This window comes from Candidatus Epulonipiscium viviparus (assembly GCF_000171335.1).
Lineage (GTDB): Bacteria > Bacillota > Clostridia > Lachnospirales > Cellulosilyticaceae > Epulonipiscioides > Epulonipiscioides viviparus.
On sequence record NZ_ABEQ01000069.3, the window covers coordinates 15,001 to 18,160 of the forward strand.

Annotated in this window: 5 protein-coding genes and 1 pseudogene (1 of these 6 cut by a window edge); 1 reads left to right on the forward strand and 5 read right to left on the reverse strand. The window is 28.1% G+C overall.

Annotated features, from left to right (window positions below; translation table 11 throughout):
- Window positions 1-64, forward strand: partial view of a tyrosine--tRNA ligase gene (gene tyrS / locus EPU_RS09545; RefSeq protein WP_010168814.1) — the 3' portion only. Its footprint begins 1,169 nt before the window's first position; 64 of the gene's 1,233 nt are visible here — the last part of the coding sequence; its start codon lies beyond the left edge, outside the window; it ends in the stop codon at window positions 62-64.
- A gap of 53 nt (window positions 65-117) precedes the next feature.
- Here the strand turns inward: tyrS and EPU_RS09550 are convergent, their stop codons facing one another.
- The 5 genes and pseudogenes from EPU_RS09550 to EPU_RS13985 form a co-directional block, all read right to left on the reverse strand.
- Entirely contained in the window at window positions 118-351 is a 234-nt protein-coding gene (locus EPU_RS09550) for a hypothetical protein (protein WP_010168816.1), read from the reverse strand.
- Between the two features lie 213 nt (window positions 352-564).
- On the reverse strand, window positions 565-1,011 hold the full coding sequence (rplI, locus tag EPU_RS09555) for a 50S ribosomal protein L9 (protein WP_010168818.1): 447 nt from the start codon (window positions 1,009-1,011) through the stop codon (window positions 565-567).
- A 28-nt stretch (window positions 1,012-1,039) separates the two neighbouring features.
- The gene (locus EPU_RS09560) at window positions 1,040-1,909 is read right to left on the reverse strand and encodes a hypothetical protein (protein WP_010168819.1); all 870 of its coding nucleotides are present in this window, start codon (window positions 1,907-1,909) and stop codon (window positions 1,040-1,042) included.
- Between the two features lie 44 nt (window positions 1,910-1,953).
- Complete coding sequence (locus EPU_RS09565; protein WP_010168821.1) at window positions 1,954-2,958, reverse strand: hypothetical protein; 1,005 nt, start codon at window positions 2,956-2,958, stop codon at window positions 1,954-1,956.
- Window positions 2,959-2,961: 3 nt separating this feature from the next.
- Window positions 2,962-3,160 (reverse strand): annotated as a pseudogene (locus tag EPU_RS13985) (ribosome biogenesis GTP-binding protein YihA/YsxC); the annotation flags it as partial.

A 3,160-nucleotide genomic window follows, 5' to 3' on the forward strand; every position in this document is an offset into this window, starting at 1 on the left:
AAATAATGCTTTTATGATTCAGAAAGGAAAAAAGGTTTTCCACCAAATAAATTTAACCAATTAAAGTAAAAAGAAACTGTGTGAGAACGAACTCAGACAGCTTCTTTAGTAAAACAATTAATAATTAAAACCAGCATCATTTACGCCCACGCCATATCCTGGTCCTTCATACACAGCAGGTCCACCATACGGGCCTACTATATAATCATCATCATAGATATCATCATTGTAATATACCCCATCATCATAATATCCATCATAACCATCAAGAGCATAGTCATAACCTGCAGCACATCCAGCAAATGTAGATGAGCACATTAATGCAAGCGTTACTAAAAGAGCTTTTTTCATAATTTGATTTCTCCTTTTCTATTAAGTTATAGTATTATTATTAACAACATGATTTTTTTTATACTAACTTTTTTTCAGTTATACTTTTCAGAATCAAAAAAATAGTTTAACTATACTACAACTCATTCATAGTTAAGGAACTATTAGTATATTGTAATTTTTAGGAAATAAAAAAAAGCTATCACTTAAATTTCATGATAGCCCTATAACTACTTATTGTTCAAAAGTTTCTACCACAACATCTGCAACAACTTGTGGATGAAGTTTAATTGCAACTGTGATTGCACCTATCGCCTTGATAGGATTGTGTAAATTTACTTTTTTCTTATCGACTTTAACACTAAACGCATCGTTAATACTATCTGCTATTTCTTTTGTGGTTACAGATCCAAACACTTTGCCACCTTCACCTGTTTTAATCGCTATTCTCACTCTTTGATTATTAATAACATCTTTAATTGATTGAGCTAATTCCAGTTCTTCTTGCTTTCTTTTATCTTCTAATTTTTTATCTAGCTTATTTTTATTAAGATTAATAGCAGTTGCCTCCACTGCTAATCCCTTTGGCAAAAGAGCATTTCTTGCGTATCCATCTTTCACTTCTAAAATATCACCTTTTTTACCCACTTTTTTTACGTCTTGTGTCAATATTACTTTCATTTTGATCCACCTTTCTAGTCTTTTGTTTTTATACTACTAGTTCTATTCGTCTAAAATTAAAAATAGCATCAAAAAACCCATACAATAATGGGAATATCGGTGCAATAGGGAGTACAATCAACATCATTATTATTCCTAAAAATTTTGCAACAGGAGTTGTTTTAGCCATAATTACATAAGACATCATTCCCCACATACCTGCAACATAAAACAGTATAAACAATATAAATATTAAATTCATTCCAATTTCACTCAAATACATAATATCTGTATTAAATACCATAATAATTGCCAATAGTATTATCAAAAATATCATTTTGCTCAGCCTAAATGAAAATAATTGATTAATCATGCTATCTTGAGAAACTCTTTTTTGATTAACGCTAACAGTTATAAAAGCAAGTAGTATTGCACTCACAAATAAAGTACTTGGATACATACTTAACATTAATTCTTCTAATCCTAAAGCATATATCTCACTATTCATAGCAACAAACATATTGCTAATCAGCGACCTATACGCCTCATAATAGCTATATCCATAGTATTTCATTAATTCACCCTGAACTAACAATCCACCCCAAATAATCGTCCCTGTTAAAAATATTAATTTCGGATAATTTATTGATTCTTTCTCCTGCTCTTTTATTATACTATACGCTGGCAGGATTATCAACGTAATATATATTACACAGTTTAGTACTGAATTTGACGCAAAATACATAATAAAAGCAATTACAATATCCAACAAAATATATTCTCTTGAAAGTTTAGTCCCTACATGAAATCTTATCAATGGTAACGTTAACAACGGAATAAAAAATATTATTACATTAGTATAGACTGACATAATACCTAAAATTAAATATAAAATTGATATCATTAAGCGAATACGCATTTGTTCCTCCTTTTCTCTAAGCTATGTAATTATAGCATATATAATCAAGTAGGGTAAGTCTTTAATAACAATTGTATAATACAATCACTATTAATTGCTATATTTAATAATTCTTCATTAATCAAATCACCAACCCTAGCAATTAATTCACCTTTGTCATTAACTACATTTTGCAATATTTCTCTACCAAATAATACAAATGGTACTTTTTTATTTTCAACTTCTGTATCTTCTTTTTCTTTATTTTTGGATACTTTAAGTTTCTCCACCTTATTTTTAAGTTCTATATCTTCTTTTTCTTTATTTTTGGATACTTTAAGTTTCTCCACCTTATTTTTAAGTTCTATATCTTCTTTTTCTTTATTTTTGGATGCTTTAGGTTTCTCCACCTTATTTTTAAGTTCTAGATCTTCTTTTTCTTTATTTTTGGATGCTTTAGGTTTCTCCACCTTATTTTTAAGTTCTAGATCTTCTTTTTCTTTATTTTTGGATACTTTAAGTTTCTCCACCTTATTTTTAAGTTCTATATCTTYTTTCTCTTTATTTTTTGATGCTTTAGATTTCTCCATCTTATTTTCAAATTCTATATCTTCATTTTCGGATATTTTAGATTTCTCTATCTTATTTTCAAATTCTATATCTTTTTTTTCTTTATTTCTTGATGCTTTAGATTTTTTCACTTTATTTTTAAGCTCTATAGCTTCTATTTCTTCTTTATTTCTAGATTCTTGTTTTTGCTCACTTTGAGGAGCAGTTTTTGAAGATGATATATCTACTAACTTAATTGCCTTTTTTTTCTCTATATGCTCTCTTAAAGTTTGCTCTTGTGTACTTATATTCTCTTTTTCCTTACTCAAACTTAAATTTTCTTCTCTTACATATTCACTCATAGTTTCCAATAAATTTTTAATCGAATCATCAAGATATGGTCTCTCATATTCAACCTTCTCTGAATCACGCTTAACACTCATCTTTTTTCGGTGAGTACTATCCAAATAATTTAAATTAAGTTTTCCAGATTGTAAATAAATATCTTCATTATTTTTCATTAGCTACTCCATTTCTTCAATACTATCAAGTAATTCCCAAATTTCTTCTTTACCTACTTTCGTTGCAGCTGAAAAGGGAATTATTCTGTCAGTAGTTCTTAATTGCAATACACTTTTAATTATAGATATATGTTTCGCAATTTGACTTCTTTTGATTTTATCTACTTTTGTTGCAACAACCAATACATTATCAGAAAAAAAG

Excerpts from the sequence above, each read along its gene's own strand:
- EPU_RS09550 (WP_010168816.1), bottom strand. The coding sequence starts at position 351 with ATGAAAAAAGCTCTTTTAGTAACGCTTGCATTAATGTGCTCATCTACA.
- rplI (WP_010168818.1), bottom strand. The coding sequence starts at position 1,011 with ATGAAAGTAATATTGACACAAGACGTAAAAAAAGTGGGTAAAAAAGGT.
- EPU_RS09560 (WP_010168819.1), bottom strand. The coding sequence starts at position 1,909 with ATGCGTATTCGCTTAATGATATCAATTTTATATTTAATTTTAGGTATT.